Here is a 21,403-nt window from a genome sequence, read left to right as displayed (position 1 = left end):
CTTATCGCATAATGGTTACCGGACCCGTATAAGGTTCGGGGAACAACGGATCGTTGAGATCAATTACGTAATAGTAGGTGCCCACCGGAAGTGCCTCGCCGTTGTAGCGGCCATCCCACGGTGTGTTGTAACCTACCGAGCGGAACAGCAGTTCGCCCCAGCGGTTATATACTTCTACTTCGCAGTTTTCAAACGGTGTAATGTTGTCAATCTGCCACACATCATTTATACCATCGCCGTTGGGTGTGAAACCGTTGGGGAATGAAATGGCCGGAAGCACAATCAGCTCCATTGTATCGCTGGCGGTGCAACCGTTGGTGTCTGTGACCACAAGTACATAAGTTGTTGTGGCATTCGGATCTGCTACCGGATTGGCGGCATTGGCGTTTGTAAGATCAGCCGCCGGCGACCACACAAATGTAGCCGAAGGCGGCCCGGCCGGCGATCCGCCAATTGTAGCACTTCCGCCGGTGGCAATGGAAATATCGGGACCTGCATTGGCAAGCGGCGGGGCAATCACATTTACCATTACGGTATCTGTATGCGTGCAGGCTCCGTTGGCAGCAAGCAACACATAGGTGTATGAGCCCGGCGTATTGTTCACAAACAAACTATCATCATTGCCAGCCACTGTCATACCGGGCAGTTCAAACCAGGTATAAGCTGTAGCGTTACTGCTGCCTGTAGCTGTAAGTGTGGCAATGCCGGGGAAACACAAGGTTGTATCACTTTCGGCCACAGCAAGCACCACAATAGTTGCGTTTACCACTACGGTATCAGAAAGTGTGCAGCCATTGGCATCCGTAGCCGTTACGGTGTAGGTGCCGGGCAGCACACCGGTTAAATCTTCGCTGGTGGAGGTAAATCCGCCGGGGCCGTTCCATGAATACGTATAAGGTGTATTACCCCCGCTTATAGTGATATTTACCGCACCATCGGGCGTGGTATTACAGCTGGCATCAACCACCACCGGCAAAGCCGCCAGCAACGAAGGCGGCTCAGCCACCGAGTCGGAAAGCGATAACGTGCAACCATTTGCATCAGTAATCACTACCGAATAAGTACCTGCGCAAAGACCAGTGGCAGTGGCACTTATCTGGCTGTTGCTCCACACATACGTGTAAGGCAATGTTCCGCCCGAGGCAATGGCCGTAATGGTGCCATTGCACACACCCGCACACAACGCATCAGTTGATACCGGCTGCGAAACCACAAGTTGCGGCACATTGGCAATATTCACCTGTGCAGTGCTTACGCAACCCGTTGCATCAGTAGCCTGTACCAGATAAGTACCTGCACAAAGTCCGGTTAACGAACTGCTTGTACTTGCGTTGCTCCACAAATACGTAAACGGACCATTGGGCCCGGCAGCTGTGGCCTGCGCAGTGGCATTGCAATCGCCGAAGCAGGAAATGCCGGTGCTGCTTGTGGTAATTGTAACCTGTGCGTTGAAATTGCTTACCGGAATTACACGTACTTCAGTGCAGCCTGTGCTGTCTGTTACGGTAACCGTGTAAAGCCCGGCGCAAAGACCGTTGACAATGGGTGTGGTTTGTCCGCCGGGTGCCCAGCTGAATGTAAGCGGACCATTGCCGCCCGATACATTCAGGTTGATATTGCCGTTGCAGAAACCGCAGTCGGTATTGGTAATAATTGGATTAAGGACAATGGGATTGGGTGAGGATACGGTAAATGAATCAATAAACACACAACCTGCCGCATCGGTAATTTCAACCGCATAAATTCCTGCGCAAAGATTATTTACCGAAGATGTGGTTTGCGCACCCGGTATCCAGAAATAGCTGTAAGGTGCAAGCCCACCGGAAGGCGCAACAGCAATTGATCCGTCGCAGGTATTGGCGCACGACGCATCAGTAACTACACCATTGGAAGCCGTTGGCCCGCTGCTGTTGCTGATGTTGAGTGTAAATACATCGCTGCAACCGGCAGCATCGGTAACCTGTACCGAATACACACCCGGACACAAACCTGATATGCTTGATGTAGTTGCGCCGTTACTCCATAAATACGTATAAGGTGCATTACCTCCTGTGGGAGCAGCACTCACACTTCCGTTGCAAACTCCGCACGAAGGCTGCACCACCAGCGGATTAAGCTGAATGGCCGGAGGATTGGAAATAGTAACAGGTAACACCGTATTGCAGCCATCATCATCAATCACAGTAACACTGTATGTACCCGCACACAAGCCGGTTGCCGTTTGCGATGATTGTCCCAGCGGATCTGTCCATTGATACGTAAACGGCGCAGTACCCACTGTTACATTCACACTCGAAGAAGCATTGCAATCGTTAAAACATTGCGGTGGTGTGCTGCTTATGGCCGCCACCAGCACATTATACGGACTCACGGCAATAGCCTCTACTTCCTGACAGCCGTTGGCATCGGTAATGGTCACGGTGTATGTACCTGCACAAATGCTTGAAATGGCAGAAGTGGTTTGCCCGTTAGGTGCCCAAGAATAGCTGAAACCGCCATTTCCGCCAGTTGTGTTGAGTGTAATGGCTCCGTCGCAAATTCCGGTGCAGGTAGTGTTTACCACAAATGGATTGGCTGCAATGGGTTGAGGCGAATTAATGGTAACGGGCGAGAAACGAATGCAGCCATTGGCATCCGTAACCTGCAGGAAGTAATTGCCTGCACACATCCCCGTGAGTGAGTTTACAGTTTGTCCGCCGGGATTCCAGAGATAGGTGTAAGGCGATGTGCCGCCAATGGGCACCACTGTGGCACTGCCATCGCAGCTTCCGGGGCAGCTTACATCGCTGGTGGAAACAGTTTCGCCGGTGGGGCCGTTGGAGTTGTTGAGCGTTAAGGTGAAACTTTGTGTACAGCCGGCAGCATCAGTAACTACAACAGAGTAAATGCCAGCACAGAGGTTGGTTTGCGAAGCCACCGCTGGCAATCCGCCCGACCATGCATACGAGTATGGTGAGTTACCACCTGAAGGCGAAATTGAAATTGTTCCGTTGCAAAGTCCGCACGATGCGGGCGCACTGGCCACAGCAAGCACAATGGGCCCAACCGGCAACACGTTTACGGTTTGCACATCCTGACAACCATTGGCATCGCGTACGGTAACGGTGTAAGTACCGGCACAAAGTCCAGTTATGGTTGGTGTGGTTTGTCCGCCCGGCGCCCAGAGATAGGTATAGCTGCCACTGCCACCAATGGGTGAAGCTGTGGCCGAACCGTTGCACGAACCATTGCACGACGGACTTACAAACGAAGTATTGGCCTGAAGCAATGCGGGCTGTGCCACAACAGCCGTGGCGTTAGACTGGCAGCCATTGATATCAGTGATGGTAACGGTGTATGTACCGGCACAAAGGTTAGAAGCAGCGGGCGTTGTGAGGTTGCCAGGCATCCAGTTGTAACTGTAAGAAGGAGTTCCGCCGCTTGCATTTACGTTTACTGTGCCGTTGCAATCGCCAAAGCAGGGCACTGTGCTACCTGTGGTGCTCAGCACAAGAGATGGCGGCGATGAGATTGTAACCGACTGCACCACTGCACAACCATTGGCATCGGAAGTAGTGAGACTGTACGCACCGGCACAAAGTCCGCTCACTGCTGAAGTGGTTTGTCCGCCCGGTGCCCAGAGGAAAGTGTAGCCCGCCACACCACCCGTTGGCGTTGCCGCAGCAGAACCGTTGCACTGACCCGGACAAAGTTCATCCGTAACCGTAATCGTACTTATCAATGAATCGGGTTCGTTGATAAGTGCATTGCCGGTTACCGTACATCCGTTGGCATCGGTAATGGTTACCGAATAAGTGGCCGGGCACAAATTCCCGATAGCGGAAACAATTTGTCCGTTCGACCACAAATAAGAATACGGGCCTGTACCGCCGCTTACGTTTGCACTGGCCGTACCGTTACACTGACCGTAGCACACTACATCAGTGCCGCTTACACCTGAAGCAAGTACCGCAGGCTGCGTAATTACATAGGTAAGCACCTGCGTACAACCATTGGCGTCAGTAAGTGTAAGCGTATATGTTCCTGCGCACAACCCATTTATAGCAGATGTAATGCCGCCCGTGCTCCACGCAAAAGTGTAAGGCGATGTGCCTCCGGCGGCAGCCACTGAAATTGAACCATCGCACAAACCATTGCATGATACATTGGTAATTATGGGCGGTGCAGTAAGCGCAGCAGGTTGTGTAATGACAACAGGTAAAAAGGTAATACAACCCAAACCATCAGTTACCTGTACGGTGTAAGTACCCGCGCAAAGTCCGGTTACGTTGGGTGTACCGTCGCCCGAAGGGCTGCCCGGAAACCAGTCGTAGGTAAAAGGAGGTATGCCGCCCGACACAGCAGCTGTGGCAGTACCATTACAGGCCGCATTACAGGTTACAGAAGTGGTTGTAGCAGTAACAGAAGGCCCGCTGGTATTACTTACCGGAATAATTTCCTGTTGCGAACAGCCCTGCGCATCGGTAATGGTTACGGTGTAAATGCCGGGACAAAGGTTTGAAATGCCCGAAGTGGTTTGTCCGCCCGGTGCCCACAAATAAGTATAACCCGGTGAGCCGCCCGAAGCCGAAGTACTGATGGCTCCATCACAAAGCGTACAGTTGGCCGGTGTTACGGATGGTGATGCCGTAATTGCCGGCTGCTGGGAAACGTTTATCAGCATTGTGGTATCACAGCCATTACCATCAGTTACCGTTACGCTGTATGAACCGGCACATAAACCCGACACCGAAGATGTAGTTTGCCCGCCCGGCTGCCAGAGATAGCTGTACGATCCCGTGCCACCATTTACAGTAACCGAAGCCGTACCATCGCACGCATTAAAGCAGGTGGCATTGGCAAATGTAACCTGTGCCTGCAACTGAGGCGGATTGGTAAACGTGATTGTTGAGGAATTGAAACACCCGTTAAAGTCGGTAGCTGTTACAGTGTAGGTTCCGGCACAAAGTCCGGTAACGTTTTGCGAAACCACATTACCCGGCGACCATACATAGGTATAAGGACCTACACCGCCGTTGGCATTGGCACTGGCAATACCATCGCACACGTTGTAGCAGCTGGGAGTATTTCCTACACTGCTCACCACAATATTCACCAGCTGATTAACCGTAACAGATACCGTGGTTACACAACCGTTTGCATCGGTAATTGTACAGGTGTAGTTGCCACGGCATAAGTTAGTGGCCGTTGGGTTTGTGCCGCCCGTGGGCGACCAGCTGTAGCTGTATGGTTGTGTACCGCCGGTTACGTTTACCGTAGCCGAACCATCACACAAACCACAACTCGCTGTAGTGGCAGAAACGGTGGCAAGCAAAGGCTGAGGTTGCGTAATGGTTACCGTAGCATTGGTTGAACACCCGTTTGCGTCCGTTACCGTAAGCGAATACGAACCGGCACATAGGCCGCTTATTGAAGATGTGGTAAATGCCCCTGGCTGCCAGAGATAGGTATAGGGGAAAGTCCCTCCGCCCGGATTAGCTGTTGCCGTGCCATCGCAAACACCCGAGCAGCTTGCATTTGTACGTGTTACGTTTGGCGAAATAGGCAGCGGCTGATTGACAACTACTACAATCGTGCTGTCACAGCCATTGGCATCAGTAACCGTAACACTATAAGACCCGGCACATAAACCAGTAACAGCTGATGTGGTTTGTCCGCCCGGCGCCCAGAGATAAGTGTAAGGACCTGTTGAACCAGACACATTCAATGCCGCCGAACCATTGCACTGTCCGAAACAAAGCACATTATTTACCGAAGCACTGATCTGGTAGGGTGGCGGTTGTGAAATAATTACAATATTGTTGGCCACACAGTTATTCGCATCTGTTACAGTTACCGTGTAAGATCCTGCACAAAGGTTAGACACTGAAGGTGTGGTTTGTCCGCCTGGCGCCCAGAGATAGGTATATCCCGGCGTACCGCCAGAAACCGTAACCGCTGCGGTTGCATTACAGTTACTATTGCAAAGAAGTTGTGTGGTATTTACCGAGATCGTAAGCGGATTAGGTTGGGTAATGCTCACGGTTTGAGTACGTATGCAACCCTGCGCATCCGTAACTGTTAACGTGTAGGCCCCTGCACAAAGGTTGGAAATAGAAGATGTGGTTTGCCCGCCTGGTTGCCAGAGATAGGTATAGGGCCCTGTGCCGCCGGTAGGGTTGGATGAAGCGGAACCATTACACAGTGTATTGCAGTTTACATTTACCGCAGTAACGTTAGCCGAAATCGGCTGCGGCTGGGTAATCACTACCGTGGTGGTTCCGGTGCATGAATTGGCATCTGTTACAGTGAGGGTATAATTTCCGGGACAGAGATTGGAAATTGTAGGCGTGGTTATATTTCCCGGCTGCCAGAGATAGGAATAAGGTGGTGTGCCGCCGGTTTGACCGGCAGTGGCAGTGCCGTTGCACAGGCTGTTGCAGGTTACATTGGTTGATGTAGCCTGCGCCACAAGCAGCTGAGGTTGTGTAATGGTTACCGAGCCAGTGGTAAAGCAGCCATTCTGGTCGGTAACAGTTACCGTGTATGAACCGGGGCACAATCCGCTTGCCACCGGTCCGTTACCCCCGGCGGGGGCCCACGAATAGGTATATGACGGTGAGCCACCTGACGCATTAGCCGAAGCAGTGCCATTGCACAAACCAAAACAGGTAATGTTTACAGCTGTGGGTGTGGATACAATTTGAAGCGGCTCAGTAATGGTAACCTGCTGTTGTGCCGTGCAACCGTTGGCATCAGTAATGTTTACGGTGTAGGTGCCTGCACAAAGGTTGGTTATGCCGGGTGTGGTTTGTCCGCCAGGCAGCCACTGATAGGAATATGGCCCCGTGCCGCCGGTTACGTTAGCCGTGGCTGTACCGTCGCACACACCAAAGCAGGATGTATTGGTGTGTGTGGCACCGGCCTGAAGCGGCTGCGGTTGCGTAACTACAGCCACATACGAGCTTGTGCAATTATTACCATCTGTAACCACACAGGTATATGAGCCCGGACAAAGCCCCGATATAGCTGGTGTTGTTTGTCCGCCCGGCGACCATAAATAGCTGTAAGGCAGTGTGCCGCCAGCAGGAGCTACCGTGGCTGTGCCATTGCATAGGTTATTGCAGGTTACATTGGTGCGCACGCCATTAGGATTGAGTGCTGCAGGCTGCGTAATAATGGAAAGCTGGGTAATCTGGCAGCCGTTATTATCGGTAACGGTAAGCGTGTACGTGCCGGCACACTGGTTGGAAATGGAAGGTGTGTTCTGGTTCCCCGGCAGCCAGTTGTATGTAAAGCCGGGCGTGCCGCCCGCTACCGTGGCTGAACTGGAACCGTTGCATTGTCCGTTGCAAAGCGGCGCCGTGTTTGAAAAGAATATTACTAACGGCGGCGGATCAGTTACAATGGCAAAGGCCGGTACCTGATCGCCCAAGATAAGATCAGTAACAACAACAAGATATGTGCCCGCACACAAACCGGTGGCCGTTGCCGTGGTTTGGTTACCGGGCGTCCACAAGTAAGAGAAATTTCCCGAACCACCGGTAACGTTGGCCGTTGCCGTGGCAAGACACTGCCCGTTACAGGCGTTTGGAACTACTGTAGTGGTAACGGTATGATTTTGGGGTGAAAGAACCGGACCGGTGGTAATCAGTTGCACGCTGGCAGGCAACACGGTGCGGGCCGATTGGCTGATCTTGGGCGAAACAATTTTAAAGCCTGCTTGCTCCGGAATTTCAGACACCGTTGTGTGTATGAACTCAACTCCTCCCGCAGCATACAAATCCGTTCGGATAACCAGACTGCTGCAATCGAAAATTACTTTACCGGCAAGAACAATATTTGACGGGCCGAAAAAAGCACTTTTCTCAAATCGCCAAGTCCCCGCAAATTCATCACGTAGTTTTGCACTGCCGATAAGCCAGTTAAGATGAATGGTGCCATTACCCGTTAAATGAATTGTATGATTGGCTCCGGGATAAGGAGGAGCCTCGAAGTCTAAATTCAATTGGCGGCAAAACACATCCCCCGTAATTTCAATAGTTACTTCACGGCCGGAATGGGGAAGAATAAATACATCATCCGTATCGGAAGGCAAACGAGTGGCTGCACGATACATTTCTTCGTTCCCATTACCAACACGCCATTTCGTCACATCGTTCCAATTGCCGTCATCACCTGTCCAATAAAAAAATTCAGCCCGCAGCGGTAAGGCCGTGGCAAGCAGTAAAATCAGCAGGGGTAAGGTAAATTTATACTTCACAATCGTTAAGCAAATCCGGGTTTGGAGTTTTATCTGGGCTTTATACGATACAAATCGAAAACAGATGCACTTTGCCCACTTAAAAATAAAAGATTTTAAGTGCCTTTAGCTAGCTTCAAAATCACTGATTTTCATTTGTTTGACATATTTATTTTTAAGCACGACCAACCACCTTAAAAACACCACCAATTTCAGGATTTGTTCGACGAAAACAGACCAGACAGGATAATTGTCTCAAATACCTTTTGATAATCGCGAAAACCAGTAGTCATTTTCGCATTTTGCACCCAAATTGATCTGATTCAGGAAAATAATTCGATCCACCATCGGGTCCGCTTACATTTGTTTTTTGAGCAGCTAAAAACAAAAGCGGGCTCAACATGTTGAATGCTGGTGTATGCGATTGCTTGAATTTACCTCATTGGGTATTTATTGTGCGCCGGGCCGTTTTTACATCGACCCCTGGCGGCCGGTTGAGCATGCACTTATCACACATGCACATTCCGATCATTCACGCTGGGGAATGAAAAATTATCTGGCCCATCATATTTCAGTGCCGGTAATGAAGCAGCGGCTGGGAAGCGGAATTTCGGTGCAGGCCACAGAATACTACGAAACGCATCATATCAATGGTGTTACAGTTTCGTTTCATCCGGCAGGCCATATTCCCGGCTCATCACAGATACGGGTGGAATACAAAGGCGAAGTGTGGGTGGCTTCGGGCGACTACAAGCTTGGTGCCGACGGAATCAGCACGCCGTTTGAGCCGGTGCGCTGCCACACGTTTATCAGCGAATCAACTTTTGGTTTGCCACTTTATCATTGGAAACCGCAAGCCGAAATTGTGCGCGAAATAAATGCCTGGTGGCAGCAATGTGCCGCCGATGGGAAAACAGCTTTGATTTATGGTTATGCCTTAGGCAAAGCCCAGCGTATCATGCAGGCTGTGGACGAAAGCATTGGTCCGATTTACGTACATGGTGCGGTGCACAGTATGAACGAAGCCCTGCGTGAAGGCGGGCTTGCTTTGCGTACACCCAGACAACTCACGGCCTCGGTAAGTAAAGCTGAGCTTCGCGGCGCGCTGGTTATTGCTCCGCCTTCGGGCGGCAATGAGGCCTGGCTGAACAGACTGCTGCCCTGCTCAACCGCAGGCGCATCGGGCTGGATGGGGCTGCGTGGCGCACGCCGGCGCATGGCCTACGACAGAGGCTTCGTGCTGAGCGACCATGCCGACTGGGCGCAGCTTAACACCGCAGTAGAAGCCTGCCAGTGCGAACGCGTAATTGTCACGCACGGCTATACCTCGGTATTTGCGCGCTGGCTGCAAGGCAAAGGACTCAAAGCCGAAGAAGCCAAAACCGAATACGCCGGCGAACTGGCCGAAACAGATGCGGCCGAAACTGTAACCACGGATACGAAACCCGAATGAAACAGTTTGCCGTACTCATCGAAGCCCTTGACCAAACCAACAAAACCAGCGAAAAAACCGATGCGCTGGCAGCCTACTTTGGCAAAGCTCCGCATGCAGATTGCCTTCGTGCCGTGGCTTTACTCTCGGGCCGAAAACCCAAAAGCCTTGTTAAATCTTCGCTGCTGCGGCTCTGGGCTGCCGAAACTGCCGGTATCGACCAGTGGCTCTTCGAAGAAAGCTACCACGTGGCCGGCGATATGGCCGAAACGATAGCCCTGCTCATTCCGCAAACCACAGAGGCCGGACACATCGGCCTCGAGGAATTTATGCAGCAACTCATCAGCCTGCGCAGCGCCGACGATGAAACCAAAAAACAATTCATTACCCGCTGCTGGCGCGAGTTTGATTACTACGAAAAATTTGTTTTCAATAAACTCATCACCGGCGGATTTCGCATTGGCGTGGCGCAGCAACTGGTTGTACGTGCACTGGCACGTGTGCTGCAAATGAGCGAGGCTGCAATTACGCACCGCCTCATGGGTAACTGGCAGCCGGAAACAACTACGTTTGAAAATCTTCTGCTCAACGATTCCAATACCGACCGGCTCTCCCAGCCTTATCCGTTTTGCCTTGCCTATGCGCTTGATGTGCCTTTCGATGAATTGGGCGCTCCACAAGCCTGGCAGGCCGAATGGAAATGGGACGGTATTCGCGGACAAATTGTGCGGCGCGGCAATGAATTGTTTGTTTGGTCGCGCGGGGAAGAACTGGTTACCGATATGTTTCCGGAATTCAAAGCCCTGCTTGAATTACTTCCCGACGGCACTGTGGCCGACGGCGAAATTATTCCGTGGAAAGACAACCGTCCCCTGCCCTTTCATGTAATGCAGCAGCGGAACGGCCGGAAAAACATTACCGCTAAAATTCTGAAAGAAGCTCCTATTGTTTTTCTTGCCTATGATTTGCTGGAGGTTGAAGGCTACGACCTCAGACAGCAGCCTCTTTCGGAAAGAAGAACGCTGCTGCAACAACTTGCACAACGAGCTGGCATCGAATCGGTATTCAAATTATCACCGCAATTAGTATTTAACAGTTGGGAAGAATTAACGGTATTACGCAATGATGCACGCAACCAGTTCAGCGAAGGCCTGATGCTGAAACGACTTGATTCTGTTTACGAAACAGGCCGCAAACGCGGAAGCTGGTGGAAATGGAAAGTAGATCCGTTTACGGTTGATGCGGTGCTGATTTATGCACAGCGCGGTCACGGACGGCGGGCTAATCTTTATACCGATTATACATTTGCCGTGCGCGACGGTGATACACTGGTGCCTTTTGCGAAAGCCTACTCAGGACTTACTGACGAAGAAATAAAAGAAGTGGATGCTTTTGTAAAACGCAACACGGTTGACAAATTTGGTCCGGTACGAAGTGTGAAAGCAGAGCTGGTATTTGAGCTGGCGTTCGAAGGCATTAACCCTTCACCACGTCACCGCTCGGGTGTGGCGCTTCGTTTTCCGCGTATCAGCCGCTGGCGAAAAGACAAAGCCGTGCAGGATGCCGATAGTATTGAAACGCTGCGCACGCTGTTGAAACTGTATGCCGATAAACCCACAGGCGAATGAAAGCGGTAACAGCCATACAAATTTTCGAAGGCTGGTTCAAACGCCGGAAATGGAAAATATTTCCGTTTCAGCGTGAAGTGTTTGAGGCATATACAGCCGGACAAAGCGGCCTGCTGAATGCACCAACCGGCAGCGGGAAAACGTATGCAGTGTGGCTTCCGGTAATTTGCGAAGCGGCACAACGGCGTGAGAAAAAGGCCACAGGTCTGCGCTGTTTGTGGATTACACCTGTACGCTCGCTTGCCCGTGATGTACGCACAGCCATGCAAACCGCCTGCGATGAAATCAATTTGCCCTGGCAGGTGGCCATTCGCACCGGCGATACTTCGGCAGCCGAAAAGCAAAAGCAGAAAAAGGCATTGCCGCAGGGATTGGTGATTACACCGGAAAGCCTGCATATTCTGCTTTCGCAAAAAGGCTACGAAAAACTGTTTGAGCAGCTTGAAACGGTGGTGGTGGATGAATGGCATGAACTGCTGGGCAACAAACGCGGCACGCAGGTAGAACTTGCTTTGTCGCGGCTGAAAGCATTGCGGCCGGAAATACGCATCTGGGGAATTTCGGCCACAATTGGGAATATGGAAGAAGCCAGAACGGTTTTGCTGGGAAAAGACAGCAGCCGGCATGCAATGATAAAGGCCGGTGAGCAGAAAAAGATAACCGTAACTACTATTCTTCCCGACAAGATTGACAACTTCCCCTGGGCCGGGCATCTTGGCGTAAAACTGCTTCAAAAGGCGGTACCGGTTATTGAGGCTTCGCGCACCACGCTCATTTTCACCAACACGCGTGCGCAGGCCGAAATCTGGTACCAGCAATTGCTGGAAGTGGCGCCGCAACTGGCCGGACAGCTGGCCTTGCATCACGGTTCATTGAGTACCGAAATACGCAACTGGGTGGAAGATGCCCTGCACGCAGGCATTCTCAAAGCCGTGGTGTGTACATCCAGCCTTGATCTGGGTGTGGATTTCAGGCCGGTAGATACGGTGATACAGATTGGCGGGCCTAAAGGAGTGGCGCGCTTTTTACAGCGGGCAGGCCGCAGCGGGCATCAGCCGGGCGCTGAAAGTAAAATCTGGTTTTTGCCCGCGCATGCACTTGAACTGATGGAAGCATCGGCGCTGCGCACGGCTGCACAAAGCGGGCGCATCGAAGCACGTGTGCCCGTATTGCGTGCGTGGGATGTACTGGCGCAATACCTTGTTACGCTGGCCGTGGGCAGCGGTTTTAATGCTTCTTCGATTCTTGCCGAAGTGCGCACCACACATGCATTTGCCGAAATGACCGACGATGAGTGGAACCGTGTAATGGAATTCATCATAAGCGGCGGCCCTTCGCTGAAAGCCTACAGCGAATATGCAAAAGTGGTGCGCGGCGATGATGGCAATTACTACGTAGCTGATCAGCGTATTGCGCGGCGGCATCGGTTCAGCATTGGTACAATTCTGAGCAGTGGCATGCTTACGGTGAAATTTATCAGCGGCGGCTACATTGGTTCGGTGGAAGAATATTTTATTGCACAGCTCAAACCCGGCGATACATTTTACTTTTCGGGCCGTACGCTTGAGCTTGTAATGATAAAAGACATGAAAGTACTGGTGCGTGCATCAAAAGCTAAAAAAGCACTTGTGCCGCAATATATGGGCGGCCGCATGCCGCTCTCATCGCAGCTTTCGGAACTGATGCGTGAAAAAATGACGCAGATACACCGGGGTATAGCAGAAGATGAGGAACTGAAAATGCTGCTGCCTTTATTCCAGCGGCAGAATGAACTCTCGCTGCTTCCGTCGCAAAATCAGTTTTTAATAGAAGTATGCGTATCGCGGGAGGGACAACATCTTTTCTTTTATACGTTCGACGGGCGGCAGGTAAACGAAGGCCTTGCCGCGCTGGTGGCCTGGCGACTGAGCCGCATACAGCCGCTTACCTTTTCAATTGCCATGAACGATTATGGTTTTGAACTGCTCACCGATAGCGAACTGGACTGGAAAAAACACATCAACCGCGAGCTGTTCTCGTCCGAAAACCTGATTGAGCATATACAGCATGGCCTTAATGCATCGGAAATGGCCAGCCGCCGGTTCAGAGGTATTGCCCAAATTGCCGGACTCACATTCAGCGGCTATCCGGGCAATGAAAAGAAAACGCGGCACCTGCAGGCTTCGTCGAAACTGTTTTTCGAGGTGTTTCGTGAACACGAGCCCGATCATTTACTGCTCAGGCAGGCGTATGAAGAAGTGCTTCTTGAACAGCTCGACGAAGTACGTTTACGCAAACTGTTAAACCGCCTCGAACATCAGGAGCTTGTGGTTAATTACACCACGCAACCATCGCCATTTGCATTTCCGATTATGGTTGAACGCATACGTGAGAAGCTGAGCACGGAAAAACTGGAAGACCGTGTACAGCGCATGATTAAACAGCTTGAAAAGGAGGCCACGCGATGAGTGTGTCGATTTTTGCAGCCGGCGAAGAATTGTTGCTGTTGCCGGAGAGAGCGGTGTACAGGCCTTCGCTAAAACAACTTCTGGTGGCCGATCTCCATTTGGGGAAAGCCACACACTTCCGCAAAGCAGGTATTGCCGTGCCGCATGCGGCGCATACACAAACGCTGCAGCGCCTGCAAACACTGGCTGAGATGTATGATGCAGAAAGCATTGCCGTATTGGGCGATTTCTTTCACAGCCACATCAACACCGAGTGGGAAATGTTTACGCAATGGATGAACGAAATGCACATTCCCGTTCACCTCATTACAGGTAACCACGATTTACACTTGCTGCGCAACAACCCGGTTTCGGGTACTGAATTATGCGGTGATGAATTTTATTCTCCTCCGTTTGTTTACCGTCATCACCCGGAAAATGAAACTGATAAACGCGGTTACTTCCGTATTGCAGGACATGTACACCCCGGTTATTTGTTGCGTGGAAAGGCACGCCAGCGTGTGTCACTTCCGTGTTTTCTCCTTCAGCCGCATCAGCTTGTATTGCCTGCGTTTGGTGAGTTTACGGGGAAAGAAATAATTACGCCGGAGGAGAATGACCGTGTGTTTGTGATTGCGGGTGATACGGTGTGTGAAGTACCCGGAGAATAATTTACACGCTGAGGTATTTTGAAATGCAGGCGGATTGATTATATAGCCCGGATTGCTCCCGCAGAAATTGCGGGAGGAAAGCGCACAGGATGCAGCATGCGGTTTGTGCAGGAAACTTCCGAGCACTTGCAGCGTAAAGCCGGAACTACCGGTTATTTAATGCGCAATTGTTTCGCTCCTCAATTTACTTTTATACGGTAATCTTTTCTCCCGGTAAATTTGCCCACAGGGTTAAGATCAAGATTGAGTTTTTTTGCTTCGCGGATAAATTCTTCTGCAAAATTTTCATCCACTGCCACCAGCAGGCCACCGCTTGTTTGCGGATCGCAGAGTACCGGACGATTCTCGTCGGTTACACCTTCGATACCTGCGCCGTAGCTGTCCCAGTTTCGTTTTGTGCCGCCGGGAATACAATTTTGGGCGATGTAGTGTCCGATTTCGGGCAGCAGCGGCAGTGCGTGGTAATTTACTTCGGCGCTGAGTCCGCTGCCATCGGCCATTTCGCCGAGATGGCCCAGCAAACCAAAGCCGGTTACATCGGTCATGGCGTGTACATAAGCGAGGTTACCAAATACTGCACCTGCACTGTTGAGCGTGAGCATGGCGTTTACTGCATTTTGAAAATGCGCAGGCTGCACGAGTCCTTTTTTCTGTGCCGTGGTGAGAATGCCTACGCCGAGCGGTTTGGTCAAAAACAATACATCGCCTGCTTTGGCGGTGGAGTTCTGACGCAGGTTTGCAAGGGTTACTTCGCCGGTAACGGCAAGCCCAAACAGCGGTTCTTCGTTGTCGATGCTGTGGCCGCCAGCCAGCGGAATACCTGCTTCGCGGCAAACGGTGCGGGCACCTTCGAGTACGCGTCCGGCCAGTTCGGCCGGTACTTTGTTTATGGGCCAGCCCAGAATGGCAATGGCCATAAGCGGTTTTCCGCCCATGGCATATACATCGCTTATGGCATTGACCGAAGCAATGCGGCCGAAGTCGAACGCATCATCAACGATGGGCATAAAAAAATCGGTGGTGCTGATTACCGCTTTACCATTGCCGAGATCATACACAGCTGCATCGTCTTTTTTATCGTGTCCGACCAGCAGGCGCGGATCGTTTTCGATACCGCTGATGCTGCTGAGTTTGAGAATACCGTCGAGCACGGCCGGTGCTATTTTGCAGCCGCAGCCAGCACCGTGGCTGTATTGTGTGAGGCGAATGGTTGTATCAGTCATGCTTTGAAAAATGAGTAAGTATGCGATTGGCATTGGCCGCCGGATTGTCTTCGCTGGTTTCGATGTGTGTAACCTGGGCAGGCGGTTTTTGCTGATAAGGATAGTTGTATGCTTTATCGTAATAGCGCAGCGTGAGGCGCACCACGGTTTCGAGTTCGCCATTATCCAATGCTTCGAGCGCGTGGCGTGTATCGAGATTACCGAGACGTTTGCTGATGCGTTGTACGGCTTCGCGAAGATGCTGCACGGGAAAGGTTCCATACTCGCGCAGCAAACGCTGCACACGCAATTCCACAGGCAATACTATGCGATACACGTGAGCCTGCTGCATTTGCGCCCAGAACGCCGGCGGTACATACACGCGGCCGATGCTGCGCGATTCATCTTCAATCCACACCGGCTTTTGCAAATCGAGCGTGCGCAGTGCCATGTAGAGCATGTTTTCAAACTGTTCTACGGTTGGCTGCACATTCATTCCCAGTGCGCCAAACGATGAGCCGCGGTGCGAAGCAATTTCTTCGAGGTCGAGAATTTGCTGACCGCTTTTACCGATGTGGTGAAGAATTTCGGTTTTGCCGCTGCCTGTTTCGCCACCCACTACGCGCAGGTTACAGGGCAGCATAAACGCCGCCAGCGCATGATTGCGAAACGCTTTGTAGCCACCGGTGAGCGTGGAGCACGGAATGCCTGCTGTTTCGAAAAGCCAGGCCATGCTCTGGCTGCGCATGCCTCCGCGCCAGCAATGTACCAGAAGGCCGTTTTGGCCAGAAAGCCGGCGTGCCGTTTTTACAAAGCCGGCCATTTTGGGGCCCACGTATTCAAGCCCAAGATCAATGGCCTCCTGTTGCCCGTGCTGTTTGTAGCACGTACCAACGGCTGCGCGTTCCTGATCGGTAAAAAGCGGAATATTTACTGCGCCGGGAATATGCCCTTTCACAAACTCGCCGGGCGAGCGCACATCCACCACCGGGCGCGATGCAGCCAGCTCAAGAAATTCGGCAATAGGAAGGCGTGGTGGCATGGTGGTAAAGATAAGGAGGAATCATTTGGGCTGTGTGCGGTGCAGCGTGTGTATTACGCTTCTGTCCACAATAAAAACACCACACCAAACTGCAGCACAAAGCCTGCAACTAACCCCGCTGCCACCTGTGCAGGCGTGTGCGCGCGCAGCTGCAAGCGTGCCGTGCCCACAGCACCCGCAAGCACAAAAAGCAAAGCGGCCACCCACACGGGGCCATCGCCGCTGCGCAAAAACAATGCGGCAATGCCACCGGCAAGTCCGGCTGCACCAAGGCTGTGCAAACTGATTTTCCAGCGCAGGTTTACGAGCAATGCAAGAATCATGTTGAGCAGCGCACCCATTACAAAAAGCACAATGAACGGGGGTATGCTTTTGTCTTTCATCATGTAGTAGCACATGCCGTAAATGAGTGCAGCCTGCAACAGCGGCCAGTTGCGCTGCTGCTGTTCTTCCATTTGCATGCTGCGCACACGCCCCAAGCGCACCAGTACAAAAACCGAAGCAGCCGGAAGCAGCACGGTGGTAAGCACCAGCAACGCAATAACCACCCACTGCCCCTGATTGCTGAACGCAAGCACCTGCGGCAGCATGAAATAGTAAATCAACGCCGCATACACGCACATAAAAAGCGGATGAAACAGCCAGGAAAGTGCGCGTGCAGCAACGTTTGCCATGTGCAACGGACTAAAGTTCTTTACGCAAACGTGCTACCGGAATCTCAAGCTGTTCGCGGTATTTGGCTACGGTGCGGCGTGCAATGTTGTAACCTTTGTCTTTGAGAATTTTGGCCAGTGCATCGTCGGTAAGCGGGCGGCGTTTGTTTTCGGCGCCGATGCAGTCGGAGAGAATTTTCTTTACCTCGCGTGTAGAGACTTCTTCGCCGCTGTCGGTGGAGAGCGATTCAGAGAAAAAGCTTTTGAGCAGGAATGTGCCGTACTGCGTTTGGACATACTTACTGTTTGCCACACGCGATACGGTAGAAATATCGAGCCCCACTTTGTCGGCAATGTCTTTCAGAATCATTGGCTTGAGCAGGGTTTCATCGCCTTCGAGGAAATAATCGTATTGATAATCGAGAATGGCCTGCATGGTAAACAGCAGTGTTTGCTGGCGCTGGCGCAGGGCATCCATAAACCATTTGGCCGAATCAATTTTCTGTTTGATAAAGGTAACGGCCTCTTTGCTGCTCTTGTCTTTACTGCGCGCATATTCGGCCAGCATGCTCTGATACATGCCGCTCACGCGGAGCTCAGGCATGTTGCGGTCGTTGAGGCCGAGTTCGAGTTTACCATCGTTGTTGTAGATGGTAAAATCGGGCACTACGTCCTGCACAAAACGCTGCGAGTCGCCGGCGGTATTGCCGGGACGTGGGTTGAGGTGTGTGACTTCGCGGATTACGCGTTTGAGCGAATCATCGTCCACACCAAGTTTGCGGGCAATTTTATCGTAATGTTTTTTCGAAAACTCCTCCATGTGCTCGCTCACCACGCGCATGGCCAGCACGACTTCGGCTGTTTTGGGCATTTTGCGTTTGAGCTGCAGCAGGAGGCACTCCTGCAAATCGCGTGCGCCCACGCCGGGCGGATCGAATGTCTGAATGATTTCGAGAAGTTCAACAAGTTCCTCTTCGGTGGTAGTGATGTTGAGCGAAAAGGCCAGATCATCGACCACGGCTTCGAGTTCGCGCCGCAGGTAACCATCATCATCAATATTACCAATCAGATAAGCACCAATGCGGTAATGATGATCATCGAGCGGCTGCAAACCGAGCTGTGAAAGCAGCAATTCCTGAAAGCCCGGCCCCAGCGAAAGCGGCGACTCACGACGTTCATCATCGGCACTGCTGTTATTTACCTGTTCGCGGTACGAATAACCTTCGTCCTCGTCCATGTAATCATCCAGCTCAAATGAATCATCGCTGCTGCGGTCTTCAATATCGTCTGATGAATTGTCGTTATCCTGATCGCCGTCATCGTTGCGATCCTGCTCTTCCTGTTCTTCAAACAGGCCGTCATCATCATCGGCAATATCTTCCTTCTCGTCTTCGTCGCTCTGCGAACCTTCTTCGAGTGCCGGATTAATTTCAAGTTCTTCCTTAATACGCTGCTCAAGCGCAACGGTGGGCAACTGCAGCAGTTTCATTAACTGAATCTGTTGCGGCGAAAGCTTTTGCAAAAGCTTTTGTTGTAATGACTGCTTTAACATAAAGACTTAAGACTGTTGCAATACGGATACCAAGATAATTGGATTTTTGGAGATATTGGAATGATTTTTGATAGCAATTTATCAATATCCTGTAGTTTCCTCAGTTTTAGTATTTATTATACTTACCTTTATTTGTAAATAATTGCTTGTCATGAACCACAATACCTTAAAACTTCAAATTCAGCATCTGCTTGAAGAAGCAGACGAAAATGCCCTAAAAGTTGTACATCGCTATCTTGAAGAATCGGTTCACAATAATGCTTCTTCTTATTCATTAGACGAAGAACAACAAAAAGAAATAGAGCAACGACTTACGGATCTTGAAGCAGGTAATGGCAAGAATTACTCCGTGGAGGAGGCTTTCAAAATAATTGACGCCCGGCTTAAGAAATGAAGTTAATAATTCGGGAAAAGGCTGTTGACGACATACATTTGGCTGCAGAATGGTATCGGTCAATTTCTATAGATCTAAAAGATAGTTTTCTTAATGAATTGAAAATTTCATTAGACAGAATCGAAAAGAATCCGGCTATTGGTCATGCTTATTCAACTAAAGCAAGAATTATCTGGATGGATCGTTTCCCTTACTCAATAGTTTATAAACTACTAAACGATAAAAAGTTTATAGCAGTAGTTGGCGTTTTTCATAACCGAAAACATCCGAATTCAAAACTTTCAAGAATATAAGGAGGGCATTCTGCAATGTTTTTGATTCGATAAGAATCAAAAAGAAAGAGGTGTTTACCTTCATCAAACGCTCTTACGAAAACAACCCTTTCTTTTTCCGCCTTCCTGAAGAACTGCTGCCAAACAGCATGCCCATTAATCCGCGCACAAGCGATTTACCGAACTGCTGTGTAACGGGGCTGCTCACTACTTTTTCGAGTGTTGATTTTTCGTTGCGGCGGGGCTTGTTTTCGGCGGCTTCTTTGCGTTCGGTTTCCTGCGCTGCTTTTTCGGCAGCTTCCTTTTCGGCTTCTTCCATGCGTGCGTTTACACGCTGCGTGAGTATTTCGTAGGCGCTTTCGGGATCAACGGCGTCTTTGTATTTTTTGTAAAGTTCGGAGCCGTTGAGCAGTTGCTGATGTGCTTCGGGTGTGAGCGGGCCCATAACCGAGCGCGGGGGAAAAAGATGCACGGCGGTGGCCTCGGTGGGAATGCCTTTTTCGCTGAGTGTGGTTACCAGCGCCTGACCAATACCGAGCGAGGTGAGCACGCGGTCTATTTCGTAGAATTCGGATTTGGGATAGGTGCGGGCCGTTTTCTTGAGGTTGTCGGCATCATTGGGCGTAAATGCGCGCAAGGCATGCTGCACACGTGTACCAAGCTGGCCAAGCACACTATCAGGCACATCAAGCGGCGACTGCGAGCAGAAGAACACGCCTACGCCTTTTGAGCGGATGAGACGGATGATCTGCTCAATCTGTTCGAGGAATGCTTTCGATGAATCTTTGAAGAGCAGGTGTGCTTCATCGAAAAAGAATACGAGTTTGGGCTTGTCGAGGTCGCCGGCTTCGGGTAGTGTCTGATATATTTCCACCAGCAAACTGAGCAGGAAGGTAGAGTAAAGCACAGGCTTATCCTGCACATCCTGAATGTTGAGCAGGCTGATTACACCTTTACCATCGACACGCTCAAACAGATCGTCGATATCGAACGAAGTTTCTCCGAAAATATGCGCCACACCCTGCTGTTCGAGCGCCACAATTTTGCGCAGGATTGTGCCTGAAGTGGCGGTAGAGATTTTGCCGTAGCTTTCTTTTATTTCGGCAGCGCCCTCACCTTCGCTCAGGTAGTTGAGCAGCTTTTTCAAATCTTCGAGATTAAGCAGCGGAAGTTTATTATCGTCGGCATACTTAAACAGCACACTCATTACGCCCGTCTGCGTATCGTTCAGGTCGAAGATTTTGGAAAGCAGAACGGGACCAAACTCCGTAACCGTGGCACGCATCTGCGCACCCGTTTTTCCGGAAAGCGAATAAATTTCGACCGGGAATCCGGTGGGGGAAAATGTTTTTCCAAGCGCCTTAACACGCTCTTCAATTTTAGGGTTGAGCTGTCCCTCCGTGGCAATGCCCGAAAGATCGCCCTTTACATCGAGCAGGAAGCTGGGCACGCCGGCATCAGAAAGCGCCTCTACCAACACCTGCAGCGTACGTGTTTTTCCTGTTCCCGTTGCACCCGCAACCAGTCCATGACGGTTCATCATACGTAGCGGAATACTTACCGAAGCCTCTGCATGGATTGTATTTTCAAGCACACCTGCGCCCAGATAAATATGTTCGCCGGGAGCCGTGTAAGAGGCTTTTATCTTCTCTATGTAAAGTTTGGGATCAGCCATGAGCAAGCAAATTATTTTGGTTCGAAGTTATCAGATTTTTCTTTATCCGTGGCGATGATGCTGACTGTTACCGGGCATTACAAATACATGTTTTCATGGTGCCACAGTATGATTTCCCGCACCACATTATTTCAGGCAACAACAAAAGTCCGGCAGCGTAAAGCACATTAAGCTCACATTACCATTAATAGTATAAAATGTAACCAGCCTGAAACGGGGCCGGTTCTACAACTAA

General features: G+C 50.9%; 12 protein-coding genes. 6 read left to right on the top strand and 6 right to left on the bottom strand.

What is annotated here, in order from left to right; translation table 11 throughout:
* Position 1: 1 nt before the first annotated feature.
* Entirely contained in the window at positions 2 to 8,242 is an 8,241-nt protein-coding gene (locus tag IM638_00440) for a gliding motility-associated C-terminal domain-containing protein (protein ID MCA6361479.1), read from the bottom strand.
* A gap of 397 nt (positions 8,243 to 8,639) precedes the next feature.
* Between IM638_00440 and IM638_00435 the strand changes: the two genes are divergently transcribed.
* From IM638_00435 to pdeM, 4 genes are read left to right on the top strand one after another with little or no spacing between them, the layout of a single operon-like run.
* Positions 8,640 to 9,674 (top strand): ligase-associated DNA damage response exonuclease, encoded by a 1,035-nt coding sequence (locus IM638_00435; protein MCA6361478.1) that lies wholly within the window; start codon positions 8,640 to 8,642, stop codon positions 9,672 to 9,674.
* On the top strand, positions 9,671 to 11,281 hold the full coding sequence (locus IM638_00430; GenBank protein ID MCA6361477.1) for an ATP-dependent DNA ligase: 1,611 nt from the start codon (positions 9,671 to 9,673) through the stop codon (positions 11,279 to 11,281). Before IM638_00435 ends, IM638_00430 begins: the two co-directional genes overlap by 4 nt.
* Positions 11,278 to 13,728: a ligase-associated DNA damage response DEXH box helicase gene (locus IM638_00425; GenBank protein MCA6361476.1), complete on the top strand. Its 2,451-nt coding sequence runs from the start codon at positions 11,278 to 11,280 to the stop codon at positions 13,726 to 13,728. Before IM638_00430 ends, IM638_00425 begins: the two co-directional genes overlap by 4 nt.
* Complete coding sequence (gene pdeM / locus IM638_00420) at positions 13,725 to 14,378, top strand: ligase-associated DNA damage response endonuclease PdeM (protein MCA6361475.1); 654 nt, start codon at positions 13,725 to 13,727, stop codon at positions 14,376 to 14,378. The genes IM638_00425 and pdeM overlap by 4 nt, the downstream gene beginning before the upstream one ends.
* A gap of 179 nt (positions 14,379 to 14,557) precedes the next feature.
* Here pdeM and selD read toward each other — a convergent pair whose 3' ends face one another.
* The 4 genes from selD to rpoN are packed head-to-tail and all read right to left on the bottom strand — an operon-like array spanning position 14,558 to position 18,827.
* A complete protein-coding gene (gene selD, locus IM638_00415) occupies positions 14,558 to 15,601 on the bottom strand; it encodes a selenide, water dikinase SelD (protein MCA6361474.1) in 1,044 nt (347 codons plus the stop codon).
* Positions 15,594 to 16,622, bottom strand: a complete 1,029-nt coding sequence (gene mnmH / locus IM638_00410; protein ID MCA6361473.1) for a tRNA 2-selenouridine(34) synthase MnmH — start codon at positions 16,620 to 16,622, stop codon at positions 15,594 to 15,596. The genes selD and mnmH overlap by 8 nt, the downstream gene beginning before the upstream one ends.
* Before the next feature lie 53 nt (positions 16,623 to 16,675).
* On the bottom strand, positions 16,676 to 17,296 hold the full coding sequence (locus tag IM638_00405; protein ID MCA6361472.1) for a hypothetical protein: 621 nt from the start codon (positions 17,294 to 17,296) through the stop codon (positions 16,676 to 16,678).
* Positions 17,297 to 17,306: 10 nt separating this feature from the next.
* On the bottom strand, positions 17,307 to 18,827 hold the full coding sequence (gene rpoN / locus IM638_00400; protein MCA6361471.1) for an RNA polymerase factor sigma-54: 1,521 nt from the start codon (positions 18,825 to 18,827) through the stop codon (positions 17,307 to 17,309).
* A 151-nt stretch (positions 18,828 to 18,978) separates the two neighbouring features.
* Between rpoN and IM638_00395 the strand changes: the two genes are divergently transcribed.
* The gene (locus IM638_00395; GenBank protein MCA6361470.1) at positions 18,979 to 19,221 is read left to right on the top strand and encodes a hypothetical protein; all 243 of its coding nucleotides are present in this window, start codon (positions 18,979 to 18,981) and stop codon (positions 19,219 to 19,221) included.
* Positions 19,218 to 19,514 (top strand): type II toxin-antitoxin system RelE/ParE family toxin, encoded by a 297-nt coding sequence (locus IM638_00390; protein MCA6361469.1) that lies wholly within the window; start codon positions 19,218 to 19,220, stop codon positions 19,512 to 19,514. The genes IM638_00395 and IM638_00390 overlap by 4 nt, the downstream gene beginning before the upstream one ends.
* A 73-nt stretch (positions 19,515 to 19,587) precedes the next feature.
* On the opposite strand, the gene IM638_00385 is transcribed toward IM638_00390, so the two are convergent.
* Complete coding sequence (locus tag IM638_00385) at positions 19,588 to 21,168, bottom strand: DUF853 family protein (protein ID MCA6361468.1); 1,581 nt, start codon at positions 21,166 to 21,168, stop codon at positions 19,588 to 19,590.
* Between the last annotated feature and the right edge of the window lie 235 nt (positions 21,169 to 21,403).

Source organism: Bacteroidota bacterium (assembly GCA_020402865.1).
Lineage (GTDB): Bacteria > Bacteroidota > Bacteroidia > Palsa-965 > Palsa-965.
Note: the sequence above shows the minus strand (reverse complement) of the source record. Positions and strands in the feature narration are given on the sequence as shown.